The 22,302-nt window shown below is 67.8% G+C and carries 23 protein-coding genes and 2 pseudogenes; 9 read left to right on the plus strand and 16 right to left on the minus strand.

Annotated elements, in window-relative coordinates; translation table 11 throughout:
* The first annotated feature begins 27 nt into the window (after positions 1–27).
* Positions 28–1,053, plus strand: a complete 1,026-nt coding sequence (locus QGN32_RS08380; protein ID WP_326548117.1) for an NAD(P)H-dependent glycerol-3-phosphate dehydrogenase — start codon at positions 28–30, stop codon at positions 1,051–1,053.
* Between the two features lie 48 nt (positions 1,054–1,101).
* On the opposite strand, the gene QGN32_RS08385 is transcribed toward QGN32_RS08380, so the two are convergent.
* Positions 1,102–1,644, minus strand: coding sequence for a hypothetical protein (locus QGN32_RS08385; RefSeq protein ID WP_326548118.1), 543 nt, complete (start codon positions 1,642–1,644; stop codon positions 1,102–1,104).
* A gap of 170 nt (positions 1,645–1,814) precedes the next feature.
* Between QGN32_RS08385 and QGN32_RS08390 the strand changes: the two genes are divergently transcribed.
* Positions 1,815–2,321, plus strand: coding sequence for a nitroreductase family deazaflavin-dependent oxidoreductase (locus QGN32_RS08390; RefSeq protein ID WP_326548119.1), 507 nt, complete (start codon positions 1,815–1,817; stop codon positions 2,319–2,321).
* A 92-nt stretch (positions 2,322–2,413) separates the two neighbouring features.
* Here QGN32_RS08390 and htpX read toward each other — a convergent pair whose 3' ends face one another.
* Both htpX and grcC1 read right to left on the minus strand, forming a co-directional pair.
* The gene (gene htpX / locus QGN32_RS08395) at positions 2,414–3,307 is read right to left on the minus strand and encodes a zinc metalloprotease HtpX (RefSeq protein ID WP_326548120.1); all 894 of its coding nucleotides are present in this window, start codon (positions 3,305–3,307) and stop codon (positions 2,414–2,416) included.
* 67 nt (positions 3,308–3,374) lie between these two features.
* Positions 3,375–4,382, minus strand: a complete 1,008-nt coding sequence (grcC1, locus tag QGN32_RS08400; protein ID WP_326548121.1) for a nonaprenyl/(2E,6E)-farnesyl/geranylgeranyl diphosphat synthase — start codon at positions 4,380–4,382, stop codon at positions 3,375–3,377.
* Positions 4,383–4,403: 21 nt separating this feature from the next.
* Here grcC1 and menJ point away from each other — a divergent pair, with 21 nt between their 5' ends.
* Complete coding sequence (gene menJ, locus QGN32_RS08405) at positions 4,404–5,624, plus strand: menaquinone reductase MenJ (RefSeq protein WP_326548122.1); 1,221 nt, start codon at positions 4,404–4,406, stop codon at positions 5,622–5,624.
* Here menJ and QGN32_RS08410 read toward each other — a convergent pair.
* Positions 5,617–5,826 carry a hypothetical protein gene (locus QGN32_RS08410; RefSeq protein ID WP_326548123.1) on the minus strand — a complete coding sequence of 70 codons (210 nt, stop codon included), beginning with the start codon at positions 5,824–5,826 and terminating at the stop codon, positions 5,617–5,619. The two genes, menJ and QGN32_RS08410, sit on opposite strands and share 8 nt — an antisense overlap.
* Before the next feature lie 20 nt (positions 5,827–5,846).
* Here QGN32_RS08410 and QGN32_RS08415 point away from each other — a divergent pair, with 20 nt between their 5' ends.
* Complete coding sequence (locus tag QGN32_RS08415; protein WP_326548124.1) at positions 5,847–6,287, plus strand: GAF domain-containing protein; 441 nt, start codon at positions 5,847–5,849, stop codon at positions 6,285–6,287.
* A gap of 337 nt (positions 6,288–6,624) precedes the next feature.
* Here QGN32_RS08415 and QGN32_RS24350 read toward each other — a convergent pair.
* From QGN32_RS24350 to QGN32_RS08430, 3 genes and pseudogenes are all read right to left on the minus strand, one after another.
* Positions 6,625–7,112 (minus strand): annotated as a pseudogene (locus QGN32_RS24350) (alpha/beta hydrolase fold domain-containing protein).
* Positions 6,998–7,729 (minus strand): demethylmenaquinone methyltransferase, encoded by a 732-nt coding sequence (locus QGN32_RS08425; RefSeq protein ID WP_326548125.1) that lies wholly within the window; start codon positions 7,727–7,729, stop codon positions 6,998–7,000. The pseudogene QGN32_RS24350 and the gene QGN32_RS08425 overlap by 115 nt, the downstream one beginning before the upstream one ends.
* Positions 7,730–7,815: 86 nt before the next feature.
* Positions 7,816–9,006 carry a glycosyltransferase family 4 protein gene (locus QGN32_RS08430; RefSeq protein ID WP_326548126.1) on the minus strand — a complete coding sequence of 397 codons (1,191 nt, stop codon included), beginning with the start codon at positions 9,004–9,006 and terminating at the stop codon, positions 7,816–7,818.
* A 133-nt stretch (positions 9,007–9,139) separates the two neighbouring features.
* On the opposite strand from QGN32_RS08430, the gene QGN32_RS08435 reads away from it, so the two are divergent.
* Positions 9,140–9,811, plus strand: a complete 672-nt coding sequence (locus QGN32_RS08435; protein ID WP_326548127.1) for a DsbA family protein — start codon at positions 9,140–9,142, stop codon at positions 9,809–9,811.
* 34 nt (positions 9,812–9,845) lie between these two features.
* On the opposite strand, the gene QGN32_RS08440 is transcribed toward QGN32_RS08435, so the two are convergent.
* Genes QGN32_RS08440 through QGN32_RS08450 form a run of 3 tightly spaced genes read right to left on the minus strand, consistent with a single transcriptional unit; the run spans position 9,846 to position 12,819 of the window.
* Positions 9,846–10,343, minus strand: coding sequence for a DUF3592 domain-containing protein (locus QGN32_RS08440; protein WP_326548991.1), 498 nt, complete (start codon positions 10,341–10,343; stop codon positions 9,846–9,848).
* Positions 10,344–10,384: 41 nt separating this feature from the next.
* Positions 10,385–12,034, minus strand: a complete 1,650-nt coding sequence (menD, locus tag QGN32_RS08445; protein ID WP_326548128.1) for a 2-succinyl-5-enolpyruvyl-6-hydroxy-3-cyclohexene-1-carboxylic-acid synthase — start codon at positions 12,032–12,034, stop codon at positions 10,385–10,387.
* Between the two features lie 2 nt (positions 12,035–12,036).
* Positions 12,037–12,819 (minus strand): alpha/beta fold hydrolase, encoded by a 783-nt coding sequence (locus QGN32_RS08450; protein WP_326548129.1) that lies wholly within the window; start codon positions 12,817–12,819, stop codon positions 12,037–12,039.
* Positions 12,820–12,985: 166 nt separating this feature from the next.
* Here QGN32_RS08450 and QGN32_RS08455 point away from each other — a divergent pair, with 166 nt between their 5' ends.
* Entirely contained in the window at positions 12,986–14,164 is a 1,179-nt protein-coding gene (locus QGN32_RS08455; protein ID WP_326548130.1) for an FAD-binding domain, read from the plus strand.
* Between the two features lie 10 nt (positions 14,165–14,174).
* Complete coding sequence (locus tag QGN32_RS08460) at positions 14,175–14,657, plus strand: MarR family winged helix-turn-helix transcriptional regulator (protein WP_326548131.1); 483 nt, start codon at positions 14,175–14,177, stop codon at positions 14,655–14,657.
* Positions 14,658–14,688: 31 nt separating this feature from the next.
* Here QGN32_RS08460 and QGN32_RS08465 read toward each other — a convergent pair whose 3' ends face one another.
* The 4 genes and pseudogenes from QGN32_RS08465 to QGN32_RS08480 form a co-directional block, all read right to left on the minus strand.
* Complete coding sequence (locus QGN32_RS08465) at positions 14,689–15,414, minus strand: DJ-1/PfpI family protein (protein WP_326548132.1); 726 nt, start codon at positions 15,412–15,414, stop codon at positions 14,689–14,691.
* 15 nt (positions 15,415–15,429) lie between these two features.
* A complete protein-coding gene (locus QGN32_RS08470) occupies positions 15,430–16,389 on the minus strand; it encodes a GlxA family transcriptional regulator (RefSeq protein ID WP_326548133.1) in 960 nt (319 codons plus the stop codon).
* Between the two features lie 205 nt (positions 16,390–16,594).
* Positions 16,595–16,718, minus strand: a pseudogene (locus QGN32_RS08475) (helix-turn-helix domain-containing protein); the annotation flags it as partial.
* Between the two features lie 18 nt (positions 16,719–16,736).
* A complete protein-coding gene (locus tag QGN32_RS08480; RefSeq protein WP_326548992.1) occupies positions 16,737–17,702 on the minus strand; it encodes an o-succinylbenzoate synthase in 966 nt (321 codons plus the stop codon).
* 231 nt (positions 17,703–17,933) lie between these two features.
* On the opposite strand from QGN32_RS08480, the gene QGN32_RS08485 reads away from it, so the two are divergent.
* Both QGN32_RS08485 and QGN32_RS08490 read left to right on the plus strand, forming a co-directional pair.
* Positions 17,934–18,416 (plus strand): TspO/MBR family protein, encoded by a 483-nt coding sequence (locus QGN32_RS08485; protein ID WP_326548134.1) that lies wholly within the window; start codon positions 17,934–17,936, stop codon positions 18,414–18,416.
* Positions 18,416–19,039, plus strand: a complete 624-nt coding sequence (locus QGN32_RS08490) for an SOUL family heme-binding protein (protein ID WP_326548993.1) — start codon at positions 18,416–18,418, stop codon at positions 19,037–19,039. Before QGN32_RS08485 ends, QGN32_RS08490 begins: the two co-directional genes overlap by 1 nt.
* Here the strand turns inward: QGN32_RS08490 and QGN32_RS08495 are convergent.
* Positions 19,036–20,601, minus strand: coding sequence for a long-chain-fatty-acid--CoA ligase (locus tag QGN32_RS08495; RefSeq protein WP_326548135.1), 1,566 nt, complete (start codon positions 20,599–20,601; stop codon positions 19,036–19,038). The genes QGN32_RS08490 and QGN32_RS08495 overlap by 4 nt on opposite strands.
* Before the next feature lie 30 nt (positions 20,602–20,631).
* Positions 20,632–22,239, minus strand: a complete 1,608-nt coding sequence (locus QGN32_RS08500; RefSeq protein WP_326548136.1) for an amidohydrolase — start codon at positions 22,237–22,239, stop codon at positions 20,632–20,634.
* Positions 22,240–22,302: the final 63 nt, after the last annotated feature.

Below are 22,302 nucleotides of genomic sequence, written 5' to 3' on the forward strand. Positions count from 1 at the left end.
TCAGCCGCCGGACCTACCCTGATCGGCATGGCACCTGTACAGCGTGAACCCGAAGTCGTTGTCCTCGGTGGAGGTTCCTGGGGCACCACCGTGGCGTCCATCTGCGCCCGCCGCGGGCCGACGCTGCAGTGGGTGCGTTCGGAGGAGACCGCCAAGGACATCAACGACAACCACCGCAACTCGAAGTACCTCGGCGATGAGGTCGCGCTGCCGGAGAGCCTGAAGGCAACGACGGACTTCTCCCAGGCGGCCACGGCCGCCGACGTGATCGTCATGGGGGTGCCGTCGCATGGCTTCCGCGGCGTGCTCACCGAACTGGCCAAGGAGTTGCGGCCGTGGGTGCCGGTGGTGTCGCTGGTGAAGGGCCTCGAACAGGGCACCAACTACCGGATGAGCCAGATCGTCGCCGAGGTGCTTCCCGGGCATCCGGCCGGAATCCTGGCCGGGCCGAACATCGCGCGCGAGGTGGCCGAGGGGTACGCCGCCGCGGCGGTGCTCGCGATGCCCGACCAGTCCCTCGCGGCGGACTTGGCGGGGTTGTTCCGCACCAAGCGCTTTCGCACTTACACCACCGATGACGTCGTCGGTGTCGAGATGGCCGGCGCGTTGAAGAACGTCTACGCGATCGCGGTTGGCATGGGTTATTCGCTCGGTATCGGCGAGAACACGCGCGCCATGGTGATGGCCCGCGCGATCCGCGAGATGTCCAAGCTCGGCGAGGCGTGCGGCGGGCACCGCGACACGTTCGCGGGCCTGGCGGGCATCGGCGACCTGATCGTCACGTGCACCAGCCAGCGCAGCCGCAACCGTCACGTGGGCGAGCAGTTGGGGGCGGGCAAGCCGATCGATGAGATCATCGCGTCGATGAACCAGGTCGCCGAGGGCGTCAAGGCCGCGAGCGTGATCATGGAATTCGCCGACCAGTACGGCATTTCGATGCCGATCGCACGCGAGGTCGACGCCGTGGTCAACCACGGCTCCAGCGTCGAAGAGGCCTACCGCGGCCTGATGGTCGAGAAGCCCGGCCACGAGGTGCACGGCGCCGGTTTCTAGGCCGTTTTCCTTCCCGCCGAGCGCACGGTTGGGTCTTCGTCGCGAGCGTCAGTTGAAGAAGGGATTCGTGCCCTCGGGCCGATCCAGCATTGGATCCCTGCCGTCGTTGATGATGTAGCTGCCCGCAGGGGTCAGCACGAAGCCCGACTGATTGCGGCTGTCCGAGCACGTCGTCACGCCGCCCTCGCTGCCGCAGCTGACGGTTTGGAAGCTGATCCGCGAGCCTTCCGGAAGCGACTTGACCTCGCCGGCGCTTGCGAACACATCGGCCGTCGTCGCGGAGAACTGCGGCGCGCCAGGGCCGCCGCTGACGAAGTTCGCGCCGTCCGGCGCCCCCGGGATCGCACCGCTACAGCCATACCCGCCATTGCGTTGCAGCGCGCAGGTCAGCCCGTCCGGCGTCCGGAACGCATACCAGTTGCCGTCCAACACCGCGAAGTCCGACAGCTTCACCGGCGGGAGCGCGTTGACGTTCGGCGGCGGCGGCGTCGGCGGCTCCGGCGGCTGTGCCGCAGCGATTCCCGCCACGCCGATCAGGCCCGCGCCCGCAGAGCCGACGACACCGATCAGCACCCTCTTCAGCACGCTCACACCCTAAGGGGTGCGACTGGGACTCGCAGCATACGAATCACATCGGTGCCGGTCTGGCGAGTGTTACCCCACGTCGCCCGGCTGGACCTGACATCCACGTGCGGGGTGGCGGAAATCGCGGATTCGGCCGACGCTGAATACCAACCGAAACTCACAAAAGGAGCGTTTCGATGCCCAACCTTTCGTCGCTGTTCCGCGGAGCATCGGACTCCTTGTCGGAAGCAGGAGCCAAGCTGTTGAGGTCACGTCGGCTGATGCGCGCGCCCATCTGGCTGTACCGGGCGCGACTCGGATTTGTCCTCGGCTCGCGGATCTTGCTGCTTGAGCACATCGGGCGGAAGTCAGGGCGTATCCGGCGGGTAGCCCTCGAAGTGATCGATCACCCCGACCCGGATACGTACGTCGTGGCCTCGGGCTTCGGTACCCGCGCTCAGTGGTTCAAGAACCTCCAGGCCGATCCACACGTCAAGGTGTCGGTGGGCACCCGGGTGTCGAGACCCGCGATGGCCCGCACCCTCAGCACGAGCGAAGCCGATGCGGCACTACGGCGCTATGTCGATCGGCACCGCCGGGCATGGAAGACGATGAAGCCTGTCCTGGAATCGACCCTGGGCGTACCGGTCGAGACCACGAACACCGCCCTACCGATGGTCGAACTGCGTCTGACAGCCGGCTGATTCAATGCATCTGCGCCGAGCGCTCACCTAGGTACGGTTGCGAGGCCGCAGACCGTACCGGGATGAGCGCTCGCGGCTAAAGGGGCAAGGGGTCAGTAGTAACCCGGGCCTTCCCGATGTCCAGGGCCGGCCATTGCCTCCAGGCGCGCGATCCGCTCCGCCATCGGCGGGTGAGTCGAGAACAGCTTGCCGATCTTCTCCCCGGCGCGGAACGGGTTGGCGATCATCAGGTGCGCCTGGTCGGCCAGCTTGGGGTCTGGCGGCAGCGGCGCCTGCTCGACGCCGGCGCTGATCTTGCGCAGCGCACTGGCCAACGCCAGCGGATCACCGGTCAGCTCCGCACCCGACTGGTCGGCCTGGTACTCGCGCGACCGCGACACGGCCATCCGGATCACCATCGCCGCGATCGGGCCGAGCAGTGAAACCAACAGAATCGCAAAGGGATTGGCCCCACCGTCGCGGTTCCCGCCGAACAGCGACGCGAAATAGGCCAGGTTGGCCAGCGCGGTGATCACCGCGGCCATCGCGCCGGCGACGCTCGAGATCAAGATGTCGCGGTTGTACACGTGCGACAGTTCGTGGCCGAGCACGGCACGCAACTCGCGTTCGTTGAGGATCTGCAGGATGCCCGTCGTACAGCAGACCGCGGCGTTGCGCGGGTTGCGCCCCGTCGCGAACGCGTTCGGTGCGGCGGTGTCGCTGATGTACAGCCGCGGCATCGGCTGACGGGCGGTCGTCGCCAACTCGCGCACGATCCGGTACATCACCGGCGCCTGCATCTCGGTGACCGGTTGGGCGTGCATCGCCCGAAGCGCCAGCTTGTCACTGTTGAAGTAAACGTAGGCGTTCATGCCGACGGCGAACAGGACCGCGAGCCCGATGAGCGCCGTGTTGCGAAACAGCGCCGCGATGAACACGATCAGCGCCGAAAACCCGACCAGCAGAGCGACCGTCTTGGCGGTGTTCGCGTGCGGATGCCAGCTCATCGCTTCCTCCTTCGGACCAGAGACTCCGCTGACTCAACGCTTAGCCGGGCTCTGCAAGTTCCGCCGCTCAGCCGTGCCGGTTCACCGTGTAATCCACCAGCGTCGCCAGGGCCTGCCGGCCCGGTCCCTCGGGCAGATAGGCGAGTTCCTCGCGGGCCTGCACCGCATACTGCGCGACGGTCTGCTTGGCCTTCACCATGCCCGGCGAGGCACGCAGCAACCCCAGTGCCTCGACCACGTCGTCGTCGTTTTCCACCGGTCCGCTCAGCAGCTCACGCAACCGGTCGGCGTCGGCGCCGCTCTCGCGCAGGGCGTAGAGCACGGGCAACGTGTGCACCCCTTCGCGCAGGTCGGTGCCGGGCACCTTGCCGGACTCCTCCGGGTCGCTGTCGATGTCGATGATGTCGTCGCTGATCTGGAAGGCCGTGCCGACGATGCCGCCAAGCCGGCTCAACCGCTCGACCTGCTCCTCGTCGGCGCCGGAGAACGTCGCCCCGAACCGTCCGGACGCCGCGATCAGGCACGCGGTCTTCTCGTAGACGACCTTGAGGTAGTGCTCGACGGAGTCGACGTGTTCGGCGGCGCCGCGGGTCTCCCGCATCTGTCCCGTCACCAGTTGGGCGAACGTGTCGGAGATGATCCGCACCGCCTCCGGCCCGAGCATGCTGACGAGGCGCGACGCGGTCGCAAACAGGTAGTCGCCCGCCAGGATCGCGATGTTGTTGCCCCATCGGGCGTTGGCGCTGTCGGCGCCGCGGCGGACCTGCGCCTCGTCCATCACGTCGTCGTGGTACAGCGTCGCCAGGTGCACCAACTCGATGACCGCGCCCGCGACGGTGACCTGCCAGGCGTCCGGGTCCGGACCCAGCCGGGCGGAGAGGACGGTGAACAGCGGACGGAATCGCTTGCCGCCGGCCTGGAACAGGTGTTGCACCGCCTCGGCCATCAACTCGTCGGCTTTGCCCAGCTCAGTGGCCATCACGTCTTCGATGCGGGCCACTCCGTCGCGCACGTCCTGCGCAAAGTCGGGGTTTCCGAAGTCAACCCCGGCCACCACCGTCGCTGGCGTCCTCACCCTGCCAACATACTGGGAACCATGAGCACAGCGGCTGACGTGGTCGTCGTAGGCGCCGGACCTGCGGGTTCGGCCGCCGCCGCCTGGGCTGCGCGCCGCGGCCGGGAGGTCCTGGTCATCGACTCGGCCCAGTTCCCCCGCGACAAGGCCTGCGGCGACGGGCTCACCCCGCGCGCGGTGCTGGAAATGCAGCGGCTCGGCCTCGGTCCGTGGCTGGCCGCTCGGGTGCAGCATCGGGGCCTGCGGATGTCCGGGTTCGGCGCGGACGTCGAAATCGAGTGGCCGGGTCCGTCGTTCCCGTCGACGTCGAGCGCGGTCCCCCGCACCGAGCTCGACGACCGCATCCGCATGGTGGCCGCCGACGAGGGTGCCAAGATGATGCTCGGCGTCAAAGCCGCTGATGTGCGCCATGGTTCGTCGGGCCGCGTCGAGGCGGTGGTGCTGGACTCGGGAGCCGAGATCGGATGCCGCGAGCTGATCGTCGCCGACGGTGCTCGGTCGACATTGGGCCGCGTACTCGGGCGCGAGTGGCATAAGGAGACGGTGTACGGCGTGGCGATCCGCGGCTACATCGCCACGCCGCGGGCCGGCGAACCGTGGATCACGTCGCACCTGGAACTGCGCTCGCCGGAGGGCAAGGTGCTGCCCGGATACGGCTGGATCTTCCCGCTCGGCAACGGCGAGGTGAACATCGGCGTCGGGGCGCTCGCCACGACGAAGCGGCCGGCCCACGCGGCGCTGCGGCCATTGATGTCCTATTACGCCGGGCTGCGGCGGGAAGAGTGGGGATTCGTCGGTGAGCCGCGCGCAGCGCTGTCGGCGCTGTTACCGATGGGCGGCGCGGTGTCAGGCGTCGCCGGCCCGAACTGGATGCTGATCGGCGACGCCGCCGCCTGCGTCAACCCGCTGAACGGCGAGGGCATCGACTACGGGCTCCAGACCGGTCGGCTGGCCGCGGAACTGCTGGGCAGCGGTGACCTGAGTGCGGCCTGGCCTGCGGTGCTGTCGGCGAACTACGCGCGCGGGTTCTCGGTCGCTCGGCGGCTTGCGCTGCTGCTGACCGTTCCGCGGTTCCTGCCTGCGTCGGGACCTGTTGCGATGCGGTCGGCTTTCCTGATGAACATCGCGGTGCGGGTGATGGGCAATCTCGTCACCGACGAGGACGAGGACTGGATCGCCCGGGTCTGGCGCGGCGCCGGTCGGCTGTCGCGGCGCATCGACGAGCGCGAGCCGTTCAGTTAGTCCGGTTGTTCGACGTGGTGGAAGCCGTGAGGCCCAACGCGATGAGGACGTCCGCCGCGGTGATGAACAGCCCGATCCAGTACGCCCAACGGACGGTGGGATCCGGTTGGGAGGCGAAGTACATGATCAAAAAGATCGGCCCGACGATGCCGAACACGAACATCATCGCCTGAAACATCAGGTACCGCTTGAACGTCTCCATTTGGGGGCAGAATATCGCGCGTGGCTCAGGTGTACCGCGCTCCGATGCGGTCCCGCCGCGACGCCGTCGACCCGCAGGCGGCGATCGACCGCGCGCTGGCGACGGGTGTCGTCGGTTTCGGCGACGCCGGGTTCGATGAGCGGCTGGCTCGCCGCGTCGAGCGGTTCGCCGACGTCGCCGACGGGTCGTTCGTCTGGACCCGCGATGCGGACGGGCTCTTCTGGTTGGGTCGTATCGACGGCCCCTACCGCCGCGACGACGATGCGGCTGCGGTCGCCGTCGACCTGGTGCACATCCGTCCGTGCCGGTGGCTTACCGAGCCGGTAGTCGAATCCCACACGCCCGCAGCTGTTATCGCGACGTTTGGGCGCGGCGGGCGCAACTTCCAGCAAACGCACAGTCCCGACGTCGGCCCACAGACCGAACGGCTCTGGAACGCCCGCTCCGACCGAAGGTCGTAGAGCACTAAATGTAAGGCCTACTAGCCGAGCTGTTCGGCGATGCGTATCGGGATTACCCTGGAGCACAGAGGCGTTCGAATGGGCATCGGCGGAAGGAAACCACGATGCTGGGTCTGAAGGTTCGGGCGGTGCTTGTCGCGATCGCGATTGTGGCAGCCGCCCTGTCTTCCGCTGCCACCGCTTCCGCCAGGCCGCACGGACCGTGCAGGGACGTGCCCTTCGTCGGTGTATGCACGCCGTGGCGCGGTAGTCAAAGCCCGTTTCCGAATGGCAGGTTCGACCTGAGCCTGGCTGTCGTCAAGAGCAACACGGGGACCGGCGGCCCACAGGGTATCGGCTAGCCGAGGGATTTCCCGAAACCGCTGACGTCCGAATGGACGCCTCGAAAGCCTCGGGCATTTAACCGCCGCACAGCAGGTCGCCGCCGTGACAGGTGCCCGCCACCACGCGGCCGACCGCGGGCACGCCCGCCCGAAGCAGCCGCCGATAATAGGTGAGCCCCTCGTCGCGCAACGGATCGACCTCGTTGACAGAAATGACGTGCGGCTCTCGCACATCCGGCGTGCCCGAATCGATGATCGCGCGGAGAACTGCGGGGTGCAGTCTTTGGCGCTTCGGCGATTGAAGTTGTGGCGAATTTGCTCGACGAGCCGCTCGATGCTGAGCAGCACGAGCGGTTGTACCAGGTGTCGGCTGGCGACCGGCGCTCGCTACGGCGCTTCCTGGCGTTGGCCGCCGCCCTCCCGTCGCGCCGGTGAGGCCTTGATGGCCGCGTGCAGAGCCACGATGCCGCCGGTCAAATTGCGCCAGCGCACCTGCGTCCAACCGGCCTGACCGACCTGCCCGGCCAGCTTCGCCTGATCCGGCCAGGCCCGGATCGACTCGGCAAGATACTCGTAGGATTCCGCATCGCTGGACACCACGCGGGCGATCGCCGGCAACGCCCGCATCAGGTACTCCTTGTACACGGTCGAGAAGATCGGCACCGTCGGGGTGGAGAACTCGCAAACCACCAGTCGCCCACCGGGTTTGGTGACCCGGGCCATCTCACGCAGTCCCTCGACGTGGTCGACTACGTTACGCAAGCCGAAGCTGATCGTCACGGCGTCGAAGCTCGCATCGGCGAACGGCAACTTGGTCGCGTCGCCGGCCACCTTGGGCACCGTGCGCCGCCCGCCGGCGGCCAGCATGCCGACCGAGAAGTCGCACGCCACGCACCAGGCCTGCGACTTGGCCAGTTCGACGGTCGACACCGCGGTCCCGGCCGCGAGATCGAGCACGGTGTCGCCGGGGCCGATTCGCAGCGCTGAACGAGTGGCACGCCGCCAGGCGCGGTCCTGGCCCAGTGACAGCACGGTGTTGGTGAGGTCGTAGCGGCGAGCCACGGCGTCGAACATCGAGGCCACCTCGTGGGGATCCTTGTCCAGCGTCGCGCGACCCATGGGGCCACCGTAGCTGTCAAGACGCGCCGAGCGGGAGGAGGCCGACCGGATATGCGGTCAGCAGGTGCCCAGGCTGGCTGTTGTGTTCAGGCGCTCTCGATGCGGCGCGAGCGTGCGCGAAACGCTGAATTTCCGCGGTGTGTCGTGTGCAAACCCGCACGCTCGCGGAAACTGGTGACGACGTCCTCGTAGTGGGCGAGCAGTTCGTCGCAGATCGCGGGCCACGTCCGCGCCAGCACGCTGCGGCGCGCAGCCACCGAATACCGTTGCCGCTCAGCGATCATATGGTCGACGGACGCGCTCAGCCGATCCTCGAACTCGACTACCGGCAGCAGCAGGCCGGTCTGCATGGGCGTGACCAGATCACGCGGACCACCGGCGTTCGGCGCGATGACGGGCAGGGCAGAGGCCATCGCCTCCTGCACGGCCTGACAGAACGTCTCGTGCTCGCCGGGATGCACGAAGACATCCATGCTGGCGTACGCGGCCGCGAGGTTTCGCCCGTACAGCGCCCCCGTGAAAACCGCTGACGGCATTCGGCGTTCGAGCTTCGCGCGGTCGACACCATCGCCGACGATGACCAGTTGTATGTCGCGCCGTCGCGCCAGACCGGCGAGGCGTTCGACGTGCTTCTCCGGTGCGAGCCGGCCGACGAAGCCGACGATCGGCTTACCGTCCGGTGACCACCGGTGCCGCAATTCATCGTCGCGCGCCGAGGGCGCGAAGCCGGTGATGTCGACGCCACGCGCCCACTTGCGCACACGTGGAATGCGGTGCGCGGCCAGGCTTTCCATCGCGGCGGTGGACGGCGCGAGCGTGCGGTCGGCCCGGCTGTGCAGGTGCCGGGTCCACGCCCACGCGGCGCGGGCGCTGAACCCGACGCCATAGCTTCGCGCGAAACCCGCGACGTCGGTCTGGAACACCGCCACGGTCGGGACACCGAGGTGTCGCGCGGCGTGCAGGCCGCCGTAGCCGAGCAGCGCCGGTGATGCCAGATGCACCACGTCGGGGTCGAATCCTCGTAGCACACCGACGATCCGGGGACGCGGCACGCCAAGCGGCAGCGAGGTGACCTTGGGGAACATCCGCGAGGGCACGCGGTGCACGCGGACACCGTCGTGCACGCGGTCGGCGGGTGCTTGGCCGCGCGGGGTGTCGGGAGCGATGACGAGGACCTCGTGTCCGTTACCGCGGAGGTGTTCGATCACCCGCAGCACCGAGTTCGTGACGCCGTTGACATTGGGGAGGAAGGATTCTGCGACGATTGCAACGCGCACGCCGGAATCGTCTCAGCGGAGCCTGTCGTGAAGGTTGCGGCCAGGCAGACGTCAAACGAAAACCCGGTGCGCCCAATGGGTGCTCCGAGGCGTTCGCGTCGCGTATCGTGCCACCAGAGAAAGGGCGGTTGACATGCGGATCTCCCGGGCCGTGGCGGCGGTGGCGCTCACCGTTGCGATCGCTGCCGCGGGCTGCACCGACCACGTCACCGGGGCGGCGCAACGCGACCCGGCCCAGCCCCCGCTGGCGGTCAGCGAAGACGGGTACGGCGTCGTCGCCGGGTTCGACGACGCCCCGGTCCGCATCGAGATCTTCACCGAACCGCAGTGCAACCATTGTGCGGACTTACAAGCCGATTTCGGCGATCAGATCGCCTACTACATCGGCGTCGGCCAACTCAACGTCACCTACCGGCCGATGATCTTCCTCGACGAGGTGACCGACGGTCACTCGGCGCGGGTCAGCAACGCCCTGTTTCTGGCCACCGGGGCCGGCGCCACCGGCGCGCAGTTCCAACGGTTCGTCGAAGAACTGTGGGCCGACCAGGACCCCGGCGGGCCGGGACCCAGCGATGACGAGATGGCCGACATGGCGGCCTCGGCGGGCATGCCCGAGGAGGCCGCCAAGCGAATCGCCAGTGGCGGGTCGGCAGTGAACGTCGCCGAGATGGACGAGAACAACTTCGGGTTCCTGATCGACATCGACCCTCTGGCCGGTGGCACGCCGACGGTCTACGACCTGGTCGGCGACGAGAAGATCGACATCTACGACAACGACTGGCTCGACAGGCTCATCGAATCCTGACTTCTTGCGCGAACGTGCGCTTGGCATCGGAGATTCACGTCGGGCGCTCAGAAGTTCGACGTTCGATCAGCGTCACCCCGCCCAGAGCCGCGGCGGCAACCAGCCAGCCGACGACAGCGATCGAACCCGCCGGGATGATTGCCAACGCCGCGTTGCGATGCTGCACGCGAACGAGATCCGGGTCGTTCACGTCGTATTCGACGTAGATGTTCATTCCGGTCTCGAGCTCCGAGGGGTAGAGCACGCCCAACTCGGGGCGGTAGGTCACGCGGTCGGGGGTGACGAACTCGATCGTCGACCGGCGCGGCCCGGCGTCGAGCACCTCGGCTGCTGCGACGCCCATGTGTCGTTCGATCTGCCGGTCATTGCGCCACGCGCCCAGCACCATCAGCGCGGACTGCAACGTGACCAGACACGCCGCGAGGATGATCCCGATGCGCACCCGGCGAAACACCCGCTGCCGCTGCGTCTCGTTCGGGTCGGCGGTCAGCCGGGGCAGGAAGCGGCGAGCCCACCGGATCGGTTCGGTCAGGCGTGCCTTGATTCTCACAGCAGCCGGATCGTTTGCTCCGCTCACAGGGCCGCCTTGATCGACGCGTGCAACGCCCGCAGCGAAGACCGGTCGGCCTTCACCTCCAGCACCCGTAACCCGTCGTACGGTTCGTTGAGCGCCTCGGCCAGGCCGTCGGCTTCGAGCTGTCGGCTCTCGACGTGATAGGCCCGGCACAGCGCGCCGACGTCGACGTCGTGCGGTGTGCCGAAGATCCGCGACGATACGTCGGAGAACCTCGGGTCACCCTGTTCGAGCAGTTCGAAGATGCCACCGCCGTTGTCGTTGGACACCACGATGGTCAGGTTGCGCGGCGTCGGCTCCGTCGGCCCGATCAACAATCCCGAGCTGTCGTGAACGAAAGTCAGGTCGCCGACCAGGGCGATCGTCCGGTTCGGCCCGCTCCCACCACCCGCCCGCTCGTGCGCGAGCGCGGCCCCTATCGCCGTCGACACCGTGCCGTCGATGCCCGCGACACCGCGGTTCGAGCGCACCTTGAGGCCGTGGGTGTCCAAGCCCACCAACGCGACGTCACGCACCGGGTTCGACGCCCCAAGCACGAGCTGATCGCCCGGCCGGACGGCGTCGGCCACTGCGGCGGCCACATGCAGGCCGGTCTTGAGCGGGTGCGCCTTGAGTTGGCCGCGGACCGCCTCCATGGCATGCCGGTGCACCTGCGCGCACCGGTCCAGCCAAGCCTGGTGCGGTGCCCCCGACGTGACGGCACGAGTCCCGGTGGCCTGCGAGTTCCCCGACACGTCGGGCCAGCGGGGCCCCGTCGTCAACGCGTACACCGGCACCGACGGATCGGCCAGCAGCGCCGAGACCGGCCGGTGCAGCGTCGGACGACCGAGCATGATGACCTGCTTCGGGCGCACCAAGCTCAGCGCGAATGGGTGTAGCGGATTGTCCGCGGGCGGCGCCGTCGGTTCGGCCACGGTCGGCAGCGCGGCCAGGTTCGGCTGCTCCCCCGCGCCGTGCCCGGCGATCACGACGGTGTCCGGGGTCAGGTCGATGTCGAGCGGCTGGTCGAAGGTCACCGGCGGGGTGTACGTCCACGGCTTGCCCCCCGGTCTGCCCTCCGGCACATAGGTGCCGGACTCGTCCGCGTCAGGCACGAGCGGCTCACGCAGCGGGATGTCGAACTGCACCGGGCCCGCGTTGGCGGTACGGGATCCATTGGCTGCCACCAAAATACGGCACACCGCGGAACGCCATTGGGCGTTCAGCGCATCGAGGCGCTCGGGGACCTCCTCGGCAAGACCAAGGCTGATCGAGGCCCGCACCTGCGTGCCGAAATACCCCAGCTGCTCGAAGGTCTGGTTCGCGCCGGTGCCCAGCAGCTCATAGGGCCGGTTTGCGCTGAGCACCACCAACGGCACCCGCGCGTAATTCGACTCCACCACCGCCGGCCCCAGGTTGGCCACCGCGGTCCCCGACGTCATCGCGATACAGACCGGAGCGCGTTCGGCGATCGCGAGCCCGATGGCCAGAAAGCCCGCCGTGCGCTCGTCGATACGCACGTGTAGCCGAACCCGGCCTGCGCGGTCGGCATCCTGCAGCGCGAAGGCCAGCGGCGCGTTGCGTGATCCCGGGCACAGCACGACGTCCCGTACGCCGCCGCGAACGAGCTCGTCGACGACCACGCGGGCCTGCGCGGTCGAAGCGTTCACCACTACAGCCTATCGGCGAAGAAATCGAGCATCGCTTTGTTGACCACCTCCGGCCGCTCGATGAAACCGAGGTGACCGGCGTCGGGAATCTCCAGGTAGCGGCCTTTCGGGATCGCGTCTGCGACCTCGCGACTCAGGTACGGGGGCAGCACCAGGTCGTCGGCGAAGCCGATGACGAGCGTCGGTGCCGTGATACTCCGGTAAGCGGGCAGCCGATTGCCCCGCGGACGAACCTCGCTCTGCGAGTGCCCGCCGGGTGTCGTCTTGGTGGGCCACATAACGAACATGTCGATCCAGTCGCGAACCTTGACGTCGTCGTTGAGCGTCTTGGGCGAAAAGTTCTCCAGCAGCCGGATTTTGGCGTCGAATTTCGCCGGCAGCCGGACACCGGAGTTGGCGAGCTCCGCCTCGGCCTCGCGGAAGAATTCGCGAGTACGGTCCTCGCGGCCGCGGGTGGCCATCAGCACCGCCCGGTCGACGAGGTCGGGGCGCGACACCATGAGTTCCTGGGCTATGAACGAGCCCATCGACACGGAGACGATGCGCACCGGCGCCGCGTCGAGCTTTTCGATCAGCGCCGCCGTGTCGGCCACCATCGTTTCCGTGGTGAACCCGCTGGCGTTCTCGGTCGCGCCCACCCCGCGGTTGTCGAACGTGATGCAGCGGTAGCCGGCGCGCTGAAACTCTGGCACCTGGTGCAGGTGCCAGGTCCGTCCGGCGCCGCCATGACCGGCGATGAACAGCACTGATGGACCGCTTCCCCGATCGTCGTAGGCCAAGTTCACCCAAATGACGGTACTCAAGCCTCGAACGCGGGGCAGACCGTGGGCCCGTCGTCCGATGTTGCCATCGGCATATCATGCGTAGTGCATGATATGCGCGTAACATCTAAATTGTCATATCCCTTCAGAGGTTCGATGACCTCGACAAACTGCGAAGAGGAACGTCCCGGTGAAGATTGCGATCAGTGGCGCCGGTGTCGCAGGACCCGCATTCGCGCATTGGATGGTGCGGGCCGGGCACGACGTCACCTTGATCGAGAAGGCTTCCAGCTTTCGTACCGGCGGCTATCTGATCGACTTCTGGGGCCTGGGCTACGGCATCACGCAGAAGATGGGCATCGAGGAAGCCATCCGCGCGGCGGGCTATGACGTGCGCGAACTGCGCATCGTCGACAACTCCGGTCTGGCGTCCGCCCGGCTTCGTGTAGATCCCCTCCGCCACGCAGTCGGGGGACGCTACGTCAGCCTTCCGCGCGGGGACCTGGCAGCCGCGATCTACCGCACGGTCGAGGGCGACATCGAGACGATCTACTCCGACAGCATCGCCGCGATCGACAACGGAGTCGACAGTGTCACAGTCGACCTGGACCACGGCGGTTCACGAGAATTCGACATGCTGGTCGGCGCGGACGGGTTGCACTCCAACGTGCGGGCGCTGGCCTTCGGACCTGAGCCGCACCACGAGCGCTATCTCGGCTGCCAGGTCGCGGCGTGCGTGCTCGACGGCTACCGACCGCGCGACGAACTGGTGTACATGGCGCACAATGTGCCCGGGCGCCAGATCAGCAGGTTCACGTTGCGTGGCGACCGGACCATGGTGCTGTTCATCTTTCGCTCGCCGACGCCAACGCTGCCTGACCACCTTGCATCCTGTAAGGCCTTGCTGCGCAGGGAGTTCGCCGATGCCGGTTGGGAATCGGAGCGGATTCTGGACGCCCTCGAAGACGTCGACGACATCTATCTCGACGTGGTCAGCCAGATCCGCATGGACAAGTGGTCATCCGGTCGCGTGGCGTTGGTCGGCGACGCCGCGGCGTGTGTTTCGTTGTTGGCCGGCGAAGGCACCGGGTTGGCCATCGCCGAGGCCTATGTACTCGCCGGTGAGCTGGCCCTGGCGGGCGACGACGTCGAGGCCGCCTACGCCGCGTACGAGAACCGCCTGCGTGACTTCATCGAAGCCAAGCAGGACGGCGCGAAGCGGCTGATCTCGTTCTTCGCGACCCGAACCGACCTCGGCATCTGGTTGCGCAACCTGGCGGTCCGCGCGTGCAACGTCCGGCCGATCGGACACCTGGTTCTGGGGCGTGCGTTACGCGACGACATCGAGCTACCCGACTACCGGCTGTGAGACTCGACTCATGACGACGATGGATGAGGCCTCGGAGAACGATTCGGTGGTCAGCGATGAGTTCCTGTCGCAGCTCGAACGAGCCACGCGCGGTCTGCTCGCGCTCAACGTGTCCGCGCTCGAGCAACTGGAGAAGCGGATCGGACTCGCGCCGCTGCGCGCACTACAGGCGTTGGATCGACTTGGGCCGTCCCTGGTGACCGAATTGGGCGAGGATCTGGGCCTGCTGCCGTCCACGGCGAGCCGGCTCAGCGATCGGCTGGCCGAGGCCGGCTACATCACTCGCCGCGTTGCCCCCACTAACCGCCGGGCCACGTTGCTGGAACTGACCGATGCGGGCCGTGCGGTCCTCGACGAGTTGATCGGCTTACGTACCAAAGCTTTTCGCGCGGTGACACGGCGCATGACTGAGGCGGACCGCGCCGCGTTGATACAGGGCACGCGGGCGTTCACCGCCGCCTACCGGGACCTGGTCGAAGGTTCCCACGGGTGAGTTCGGTGCGCTCCTGATCGCTCACCGACTGCTAGCGCACCGAAACCGCCTTTTTGCGGACTCGCTGGAGCGCGGCGGTCCACAGCAGCGCCACGGTCGGGACGAGCTGCCGGTGCTTGACCGTGTCCACGCTCAGCAACGCCGAGGCCGCCGCTTTCGTGGCGGCCGACGCCTTCGACAGGTGCCCGGAGTCGTAGGGGGGCTGCGGGTCGTATTCGATGACCAGCTGCACCGCCTTGGCCTTCGCGTCGCCGGCGATCTGCCCGTACAGCCACAAGCCCAGGTCGATACCCGCCGACACCCCCGCGGCGGTGACGATCTTGCCCTCGTGCACGACCCGCTGATCGGAAACGGTGTCGACGCCGAACGGCTTGAGCATCGGCAGCGCCATCCAATGCGACGTGGCTCGGCGCCCGTCGAGCACGCCCGCCGCGGCGAGGATGACCGAACCCGAGCACACCGAGGTCGTCCAGGTCGACGTCTCGTGGGCCCGGCGGACCCAGTCGAGCACCTTTTCGTCGCGGGCGTGCTGGAAACTCGACAGCCCGCCGGGGATCAGGACGATGTCCGGCGACGGCGTCTCGTCGAACGAGTGGGTCGCGCCGATGAGCAGCACGCCGGAGTCCGCCTCGATCGGCCCCGGTTCGTGCCAGACGAACCGCACTTCGGCGCCGGGCAGGTTGCGCAACACCTCGTACGGGCCGATGAAGTCGAGCGCGGTGTACCCGGGGTACACCATGATCGCGATCTGAGTCATGGGTGGTCTCCTCTGTCAGGCGAACGTCTTGCGGTACTGATCGGGTGAAATGCCAAGGCGGCGAGCGAAGTTGCGCCGCAACGTCTCCGCGCTGCCGAAGCCGCAGCGCGCGGCGATGACGGTGACGGTGTCGTCGGTCTCCTCGAGTTGGCGGCGGGCGGCCTCGGTGCGGATCCGCTCGACGTAGGCGCCGGGCGCCTCACCCACTTCCTCGGTGAACAACCGGGTGAAGTGACGCGGGCTCATCGCGGCGCGCCGGGCCAGCTCGGTAATACTGTGCACGCCACCGGGTTCGGCTTCGATCGCGTCCTGGACCTCACGAATCGGCGCCCGCTTGGCACGCGGCATCCACACCGGCGCGGCGAACTGGGTCTGGCCGCCGGGCCTGCGTAGGTACATCACGAGCCAACGGGCCACGGTCTGGGCGACGTCGGTGCCGTGGTCGTCCTCGACGAGCGACAGCGCGAGGTCGATGCCGGCGGTGACCCCGGCGGCGGTCCAAGTGCGGTCGTTGCTGCGCACGAAGATGGGCTCGGGATCCACGGTCACCGAGGGGAATTCGTGCGCGAGACGGTCGGTGAACGCCCAGTGCGTGGTGGCGGTACAGCCGTCGAGCAGGCCGGCCTCGGCGGCGAGGAAGGCGCCCGTGCACACGCTGACGATGCGCCGCGAATTCGCCGCGACGGTCTGGATCCAGTTGACCAGGTCGAGGTTGGCCCGGGCGTCGTGCACCCCGCGGCCGCCGGGCAGGACCAGGGTGTCGAGCGGTTCGCGCGGGTCCGGCAGCGGGTGGGCGACGAGCGCGAGACCGGTGCCGGTCGTGGCGGGCTCACCGGTCAGGGTCGCCACCCTGACCTCGTACCCTTGGCGCCCTTCGCCCTGCAGATACGTCGACGCACCCGTGAACACCTCGAACGGGCCGACCAGGTCGAGGGCCTGGACCCCCGCGTAACCGAGGATCACCACCGATCGCATGGATCCAGTGTTGGCTACCGGAACTGTGGCGTCTACGCCAGGTACCCCACAAATCAGGACACGTGGTTACCACACCAAGGGGGCGACGTGCCTGAGCGCATAGGCGCGGACCACGCCGTCCTCACCACGTCGAGCGCCGGCGTTCGCACCTGCGCAGGCGAGCACGCCAGCCGGATGTGCAACCCGCTGACGGCCCGCAGGTCGCCGTCGCGGCTGGGAAATCGGCGGTAGAGCGCGCTGCGGCTGACCCCGGCCTGTCGTGCGATGACGTCCATGCTGGCGCGGCCCACACCGACGAGCGCCACCTCCTCGGCGGCGGCCTTGAGAATGGCGGCCTCCTGCTCGTGTCAACGTGTCAACGGGTAGCACGCACGCACGCGATCGATCCACCACTCGCGTCGCTCCGGCGCAGCGGCCAGCGCCCCCAGGCGCGCCGGGTCGGGGACGACGGGGCCGACCGGCAGGTATCCGTCCTGGGGGCGAACGGGTTCGGCGACGTCCTCGACGAACAAGCCGCCGGTGCCCAGGCCGCATGCGTGGCGCAGGTCCGGTAACGCCGCGGCGGCCAGCAGTCCGCGGGCGATGCCGACCGCGGAATCGAGCGCGCTGGAGACCACGACGGGAATGTCGATCTGCGCGGCGATTGCGAGCAGTGCTCGCACCCCGCCCAGCGGTGCGACCTTGAGCACCGCGACGTCCGCGGCGTTCTCGCGTACCACGCGCAGCGGGTCGTCGGCCTTGCGGATGCTTTCGTCAGCGGCGATGGGGACGTCGACGCGGCGACGTAACTCGGCCAGTTCGGGCACCGTCGCGCAGGGCTGTTCGAGATACTCCAGGGGTCCGTCGACCGTCAAAGCTGTTGCTGCGGTGACGGCTTCGTCGACGCTCCAGCCACCGTTGGCGTCCAAGCGAACCGTCGGTACGCTGGCCCGAACCGCGTTCACGCGCTCCACGTCGTCGGCCAGGGTCTGGCCGGGCTCGGCCACCTTGACCTTCGCCGTGCGGGCACCGGGGAACCGGGCCAGCACCTCGGGCACCCGGGATGCGTCGACGGCAGGCACGGTCGCGTTGATCGGAATGCGGTCGCGATGCACCGGGGGCGGCGGTTGGTACGCCGCCTCGAGGGCCGAGGCCAACCAGTGCGCGGCCTCGGGCGGCTCGTATTCGGGGAACGCCCCGAACTCGCCCCACCCGGCGGGGCCGTCGATTAGCGCCACCTCACGAACGGTGATGCCGCGGAAGCGAACTCGCATGGGCAGCGCGACGACGCGAAGGCGGTCCAGGATGTCGTCGAGTTGCGGCACGATGTCCATACTGCCGGTTCGGCACGCCAACAGTGCAGACATGCCCATTCCCGACCGGCCGCGCCCGGGACAGGAGTCGATCGTCACACATCGGTAAGCGGGCGAGCCAGCTTTGACCGCTCGAACGATGGGTAACGTTTCAGTTACTTGATCAATTGCAGAAGTGACGAAAGCCCATTCCGCCGTCGATGCCACGCCCGGTAGCAAGGAAGCAACATTGAGAACCTCGTTAGGAGCATCGTGCAGCTGAAGACTCTGGTGCCGTCGGCCCTCGCGGTGACCGCAACCGCCGTCGCCGGCGGCCTGGCCAGCCGGCCCGCACAGTCGCTCTGGTATGCGAAGTTGCGCAAGCCGCCGTATCAGCCGCCCCGACAGGCGTTTCCGATCGTGTGGCCGCTGTTGTACGCCGACATCGCGGTGACCTCGTCGGCGACGTTGGACGAGCTGGAGCGACGGGGACAGACGGAGGAACGGCGCCGCTATATCACCGCGCTCGCGGTGAACCTGGTGCTCAATGGCGGTTGGTCATGGTTGTTCTTCAACCAAGGCAAACTGGGCACCTCGGCGGTGGCCGCTGGGGCGCTGGCGCTCAGCAGCGCCGACCTCACCCGCCGGGCGGTGCAGGTGCGTGGCGCCCAGGCGGCGCCACTGGCGCTGTATCCGTTGTGGTGCGCGTTCGCGACCGCGCTCTCCACGCACATCTGGATTCTGAACCGACGATGATGCGCCTCATGGAAATCCCCCGCCAGGTTGCGGAATCGGTGTTGTCGATCGTGGGCATCCGGGTGGGCACCGAAGAGCCGCACTACGTGGCCACCCAACTCTCCGACCGGGTCGAGATACGGCGTTACGGGCCGCGGGTAGCCGCCGAGACCACGGTGACCGCCGACGAGGACCGCGCCCGCAACATCGGGTTCCGACGACTCGCCGGTTACATCTTCGGCGGGAACCACCGCGACCAGACGATCGCGATGACCGCCCCGGTAAGCCAGCACTCCCGCGAGAAGATCGCGATGACGGCGCCGGTCGCCCAGGCCCGCGACGGTGAGCAGTCGACGATCCGCTTCTATATGCCGTCGAAGTGGACGCTTGAGACGCTGCCCGCCCCGAATGACGACAAGGTGCGGCTGGTAATCGTGCCCGCCGAGACGGTCGCGGTGCTGCGCTTCACGGGTGACCGCAGCCCACGCGCCGTCGCCGAGCGTGCGGAAGAGCTTTCGAACATGCTGCGCGTCAACGAGATCGAAGCTACCGGTCCGCCGCAGGCCTGGTTCTACGACCCGCCCTGGACCCTGCCGTTCCGCCGGCGCAACGAGATCGCTGTCCCAGTGGTTGACGAGCTCTAGACCGTCGCGCGGTCGCGGCCCTCCCAATACGGTTTACGCAGTTCCTTTTTCAGGATCTTGCCGGTCGGGTTGCGGGGCAACTCGTCGGTGATGTCGACGCTCTTCGGGCACTTGTAGGCCGCGAGCCGTTCCCGGCACCACGTGATGATCTCTTCCGATGTCGCCGAACCCTCCAGCGAGACAACGGCCTTGACCACTTCGCCCCACTTCTCGTCGGGCACTCCGATCACCGCGACGTCGGCCACCGCCGGATGCTCGGCGACCACCCGCTCGACTTCGATCGAGTAGATGTTCTCTCCACCGGAGATGATCATGTCCTTGAGCCTGTCCTCGACGAAGATGTATCCGTCCGAGTCGACGCGGCCGATGTCACCGGTGCGAAACCAGCCCTCGTCGGTGATCGCCTCCGCGGTCGCATCCGGGTTGTTGTGGTAGCCCTTCATCAGTTGCGGTGTGCGGAACCACAACTCGCCCTGTTCACCGGGTTCGACGTCGGCCATTTCGTCGGGGTCGACCACCCGTACCTCCGCTCCGGGGATCACCCGGCCGGCGCTGACCAGCCGCTCCTCGGACCCGGTGCGGTGGTCGTCGGGCAGCAGCTGGCTGATCACCCCGCACACCTCGGTCAACCCGTACACCTGGATGAAATCGGTGTTCGGCCAAGCCTTCAGCGCGGCCCTCAGCAACGGCAGCGGCATCGGTGAGGCGCCGTACACGTACGTCTTCAACGCCCCGAACAGCTTGATCGCGTCGTCGCCGGACTCCAGCACCTTGGCCAACACGGCGGGCACCAGGAAGGTCCGGTTGGCGCCCTTGAGGATCGCCCCGGCCAGCGACGCCCCGTCGACCTCGCGCGTCATCACGGAAGGTACACCGTCGTGAATTCCGAACTGCACGTAGGACGATCCGCCGACGTGGAACAGCGGCATCGACACCATGCTCTTGTCGCCGTCGTCGAAAGCCCACCCGTTGTGTGCGTGGATCGTGTGTGCGATCAGGTTGGCCTGGGTGATCTGCACTCCCTTCGGGCGTCCCGTCGTCCCCGACGAGTACATGATGATCACGACGTCGTCGGGCTGTACGTCGTCGCCGCGGTTGACCGGTGCCGAGTCGGCGAGCAGCGCCTCGTACTGGTCACCGTCCCCGCCCTCCGGGGTCACCTCGATGACCTGTTCCACGGTGGCGAGCCTGTGGCGGATCTTGTCGATCGTCGGCTCGAGCTCAGTGCCGACGATCACCAGCTTGGCCCCCGAGTCGTTGATCACGTAGTCGACTTCGTCGGCGGCCAGGCGGAAGTTGATGATCGCGTTGGCCGCGCCCAACGACGCGGCGGCCAGGGTCAGTTCGACGCAGGCAGGGTGGTTCTTGTCGAGGAACGCCACCACGTCGCCGCGCTTGATGCCGCGCTTCTGCAGCGCACCCGCCAACCGGCGGACTCGGTCGTTCCATTCGGCCCAGGTCCAGGTCCGGTCTAGGAAGGTCATCGCTTCGGCGTCGGGTCTGGTTTCGGCCCAGTGTGCGAGCCGGTCGTCGAGAAAACGCGGATCAGGCAGGTCAGACATGCCGCCAAGCGTGCCATGCCCGCCGTGCGGTCAATCGTCTTTCCGGTAAACCTGCCGGCCGGCCAGGAAGGTGGCCTGCACCTCGAGGTCGGCGATCCACTCCGGGGCTACGCTGCGCGGGTCGGCCGACAGCACGACCATGTCGGCGTACTTGCCGACCTCCAGGGAGCCGATCACGTCGTCGGCGAACAATTGGTAAGCGGCATCGATGGTCTGGGCGCGGATTGCCTGCTCGACCGAGATGCGCTGCTCCGGTCCGATCACCCGGCCGCTCGGCGCAGTGCGGGTGGCTGCGACGCCGATGTTGCGCAGCGGCTCCTCCGGGGTGACCGGCGGATCGTTGTGCAGCGAGATCCGCATGCCGGTGGCGAGCGCGGATCCGCATGGCATCCAACGGGTTCCGTGCTCGGCACCGAAAAGTCCGTCGACGAGGATGTCGCCCCAGTAATGGATCTGGTCGACGAACAGGCTGCAGGTGACGCCGAGGTCGTGCGCGCGCTGCAGCTGCTCGTCGCGGATCGCGCCGACGTGCTCGAGCCGTAGCCGGTGGTCGTCGCGGGGCCAGCGCCGCAACGCGTCTTCGTAGACGTCGAGGATGGTGTCGACACCCGCGTCACCCTGCACATGGCACGCCATGGGCCATCCGCTCGGGAAGTACGAGTGCACGATCTCGGTGAGCTGTTCGCGGGTGTAGTTGGCGTGACCGCAGGATCCCGGTGCGACGCCGATGGCGCGAGTGGCGTCGGTGTCCAGGTAGGGAAACGACAGGTCGATGTTGCCGATCCACGGGGAGCCGTCGACCCAGATCTTGATGCCGATCTGGCGGAACAGATCGTCGCCGTTGGCCGGCGACATGTCGGTCGTCATTCGCTCGTTGGAGATCTCGTACGCCCGCAACCGCACGGTCAGGTCGTCGCGCAACTGTTCGACCACCGGCCGGAACAGCGGGTCGAACGCCATCTCCGAGCACGTCGTCAACCCGACCATGTTGAGCCGGCGAAGTTCGGCGTGCAGCATCGCCGGATAGTCGGCGGGGTTGATCACACCGGCCAGCAGGCTGAACACCGCCCCGGTCTCCTCGGCGGTGCCGTCGAGTTCGCCGTCGGCGTCGCGTCCGTACCGCGCGCCCTTCGGGTCCGGAGTGTCGCGGGTCAGGTTGAACCGCCGTGCTGCCGCGCTGTTGAAGAACGCCTTATGCCCGGAGTTGTGCACGACCACAAGCGGAGTGTCCGGCGCTTGGCTGTCCAGCCATTCCAGTGTCGGATCCGGTAACCCGTTCTGCAGCAACGGGTCCCAGCCGTTGAGGTAGGCACCGTCGGCGCCGCGCTTGGCGACCTCGGCACCGATGGCGGCGACGACGTCGCTTGCGTCGGGCAGCGTGACCGGACGGATGTCGACCATCCGCTCGGAAAGCACGATCGCCTCCATCAGCGGGTGGCCGTGCGCCTCGACGAGGCCGGGCAGCACGCAGCCGTCGACATCCCACGTCTCGGTGTCCGGACCGATCCAGCTCTCGACTTCGCGGCGGCTGCCCACCGCCACGATGCGGCCGTCGGCCACCGCGACCGCCTCGGCGGTCGGCTGTCGGTCGTCGACAGTGAGCACGGTTCCACGAATGACCAGGTCAGCCGTCGCCATCACGACATCCTTGCAGTCGGCGGCACAGTGCGATGAGAAACTTCCGCCGATCGTGTCGATTCC

It is taken from the genome of Mycolicibacterium sp. ND9-15 (assembly GCF_035918395.1).
In the GTDB taxonomy this organism is placed as follows: domain Bacteria; phylum Actinomycetota; class Actinomycetes; order Mycobacteriales; family Mycobacteriaceae; genus Mycobacterium.

Excerpts from the sequence above, each read along its gene's own strand:
- QGN32_RS08480 (WP_326548992.1), bottom strand. The coding sequence starts at position 17,702 with ATGGACATCGTGCCGCAACTCGACGACATCCTGGACCGCCTTCGCGTC.
- htpX (WP_326548120.1), bottom strand. The coding sequence starts at position 3,307 with ATGAGCTGGCATCCGCACGCGAACACCGCCAAGACGGTCGCTCTGCTG.
- QGN32_RS08495 (WP_326548135.1), bottom strand. The coding sequence starts at position 20,601 with ATGTCTGACCTGCCTGATCCGCGTTTTCTCGACGACCGGCTCGCACAC.
- QGN32_RS08490 (WP_326548993.1), top strand. The coding sequence starts at position 18,416 with ATGCGCCTCATGGAAATCCCCCGCCAGGTTGCGGAATCGGTGTTGTCG.
- QGN32_RS08390 (WP_326548119.1), top strand. The coding sequence starts at position 1,815 with ATGCCCAACCTTTCGTCGCTGTTCCGCGGAGCATCGGACTCCTTGTCG.
- QGN32_RS08425 (WP_326548125.1), bottom strand. The coding sequence starts at position 7,729 with ATGGGTCGCGCGACGCTGGACAAGGATCCCCACGAGGTGGCCTCGATG.
- QGN32_RS08435 (WP_326548127.1), top strand. The coding sequence starts at position 9,140 with ATGCGGATCTCCCGGGCCGTGGCGGCGGTGGCGCTCACCGTTGCGATC.
- QGN32_RS08460 (WP_326548131.1), top strand. The coding sequence starts at position 14,175 with ATGACGACGATGGATGAGGCCTCGGAGAACGATTCGGTGGTCAGCGAT.
- QGN32_RS08410 (WP_326548123.1), bottom strand. The coding sequence starts at position 5,826 with ATGGAGACGTTCAAGCGGTACCTGATGTTTCAGGCGATGATGTTCGTG.
- QGN32_RS08500 (WP_326548136.1), bottom strand. The coding sequence starts at position 22,239 with ATGGCGACGGCTGACCTGGTCATTCGTGGAACCGTGCTCACTGTCGAC.
- QGN32_RS08380 (WP_326548117.1), top strand. The coding sequence starts at position 28 with ATGGCACCTGTACAGCGTGAACCCGAAGTCGTTGTCCTCGGTGGAGGT.
- QGN32_RS08465 (WP_326548132.1), bottom strand. The coding sequence starts at position 15,414 with ATGACTCAGATCGCGATCATGGTGTACCCCGGGTACACCGCGCTCGAC.
- QGN32_RS08470 (WP_326548133.1), bottom strand. The coding sequence starts at position 16,389 with ATGCGATCGGTGGTGATCCTCGGTTACGCGGGGGTCCAGGCCCTCGAC.
- menJ (WP_326548122.1), top strand. The coding sequence starts at position 4,404 with ATGAGCACAGCGGCTGACGTGGTCGTCGTAGGCGCCGGACCTGCGGGT.